General features: G+C 65.4%; 2 protein-coding genes. One reads left to right on the forward strand and one right to left on the reverse strand.

The genetic code is table 11. The annotated features are described in order from the left end of the window. A partial coding sequence (gene katG / locus E5W70_RS25285) for a catalase/peroxidase HPI (protein ID WP_292663619.1) occupies nucleotides 1-1,898 on the reverse strand: 1,898 nt, incomplete at its 3' end. Nucleotides 1,899-2,047: 149 nt separating this feature from the next. On the opposite strand from katG, the gene E5W70_RS25290 reads away from it, so the two are divergent. After that, a partial coding sequence (locus E5W70_RS25290) for a LysR family transcriptional regulator (RefSeq protein WP_292663621.1) occupies nucleotides 2,048-2,339 on the forward strand: 292 nt, incomplete at its 3' end.

Below are 2,339 nucleotides of genomic sequence, written 5' to 3' on the forward strand. Positions count from 1 at the left end.
TGCTTCGACTGGCCGGTGTTGGCGCCGAGCACCTGCAACCCGCCGACGAGCACCGTCATCTCCGGCGCCGTCAAGGTCAGCAGTTGCGCCCGGTCGACCAGCATCGCTTCGACCGACATCGGCGGCTTGCCCCTGACGTAATTGCGGAAGCCATCGACTTTCGGCTCGAGCGCGGCGAAGGATTGGACATCCGTCTGTTCCTGCGAGGCATCCATGCGGCCCGGCGTGAACGGCACCTTGACGTCATGGCCGCCGTCTTTGGCTGCCTTCTCGACCGCGGCGACGCCGCCGAGAACGATCAGGTCGGCAAGCGAGACCTTCTTGCCGCCGGACTGTGAAGCATTGAAGCCCTTCTGGATGCCTTCAAGCGTTTCGAGCACCTTGGCCAGCTGCGCCGGCTGGTTGACCTCCCAATCCTTCTGCGGCGCCAGGCGGATGCGGGCGCCGTTGGCGCCGCCGCGCTTGTCGGAGCCGCGGAAAGTCGAGGCCGAGGCCCAGGCGGTCGAGACCAGTTCGGAAACGGACAGGCCGGAGGCCAGGATCTTCGCCTTCAGCGAGGCGATATCCTGCTCGCTGACCAGCTCATGGTCGACTGCCGGGATGGGATCCTGCCAGATCAGCTCTTCCTTCGGCACGAGCGGACCGAGATAGCGGACGGCCGGACCCATGTCGCGATGGGTCAGCTTGAACCAGGCGCGGGCGAAGGCGTCGGCGAACTGATCCGGGTTCTGGTGGAACCGCCGCGAGATCTTCTCGTAGGCCGGGTCGACGCGCAGCGCGAGGTCGGTGGTAAGCATCGCCGGGGCGCGGCGCTTCGAGGCATCGTGCGCGTCCGGCACGGTGCCTGCACCGGCGCCGCCCTTCGGCGTCCACTGATGGGCGCCGGCCGGGCTCTTGGTCAGCTCCCATTCGTAGTTGAACAGATTGTCGAAGAAGTTGTTGCTCCATTTGGTCGGCGTCGTGGTCCAGGTCACCTCGAGGCCCGAGGTGATGGCGTCGCCGGCAATGCCGGTGGCATGCTTGCTCGACCAGCCGAGGCCCTGCGCCTCGATGCCGGCGCCTTCCGGCTCCGCCCCGACCAGCGATGCATCGCCGGCGCCGTGGGTCTTGCCGAAGGTGTGACCGCCGGCGATTAGCGCCACCGTTTCCTCATCGTTCATGGCCATGCGGGCGAAGGTTTCGCGGATGTCGCGTGCCGAGGCCAATGGATCGGGCGTGCCGTTCGGCCCTTCCGGGTTGACGTAGATCAGCCCCATCTGCACGGCGCCGAGATGGCCGTGAAGTTCGCGGTCGCCGGAATAGCGCTCGTCGGCGAGCCACTTGGTTTCCGACCCCCAGTCGACGTCCTGCTCGGGCTCCCAGACATCGGCGCGGCCGCCGGCAAAGCCGAACGTCTTGAAGCCCATCGATTCCAGCGCGACATTGCCGGTGAGGATCAACAGGTCGGCCCAGGAGATTTTCCTGCCGTATTTCTGCTTGATCGGCCACAGCAGCCGGCGCGCCTTGTCGAGATTGGCATTGTCCGGCCAGCTGTTGAGCGGCGCGAAACGCTGCTGGCCGGCGCCGGCGCCGCCACGGCCGTCGCCGATACGATAGGTGCCGGCGCTGTGCCAGGCCATGCGGATGAAGAGCGGGCCGTAATGGCCGAAATCGGCCGGCCACCAATCCTGCGAATCGGTCATCACCTGGTGCAGGTCCCTGATCACCTCGTCGAGATCGAGGCTCTTGAATTCCTTGGCGTAGTCGAAGTCCTCGTCCATCGGGTCCGAGAGGCTGGACTGCTGGTGGAGGACGCCAAGGTCAAGCTGGTTCGGCCACCAGTCACGGTTGCTCCTCCTGGCCGATCCATGTGGGACCGGGCATTTGCCGGCGCTGTTGTCGTCGGTTTTCGCGTCCATCTTTGCCTCCGATTTTGTTGATTTTCCGGGATTTTGTTGATTTTCCGGGCAGGGCCAGCGACCCGCGCCATTCTGGAATGGTTCCAGACTAGCCCGCCCAGCCGATAAAGACAAATTGCCTTTGCTGTTTATTCTGATAGGTTTTCCTTATGATCGGTTTGACCGTCCGGCAGATGCATTATTTCGAAGCGCTGGCGCAGACGCTGCATTTCGGCCGCGCCGCAAAACTCGCCGGCGTCAGCCAGCCCGCGTTGTCAGCGCAGATCGCCGAGATGGAGCTGCGGCTGAATTGCCGGTTGTTCGAGCGCGGCGGCAAGGTGGTGCGGATGACCGACGAGGCGCAGGCCTTGCTGCCGCGCATCGAGCGCATTCTTGCCGACGTCCGCGACGTCGAGGCGACGGCCCGGCGCGGCCGCCCGGCGCTGGAAGGCCGCTTCCGGC

The sequence above is a fragment of the Mesorhizobium sp. genome, assembly GCF_005063415.1.
Classification (GTDB): domain Bacteria; phylum Pseudomonadota; class Alphaproteobacteria; order Rhizobiales; family Rhizobiaceae; genus Mesorhizobium.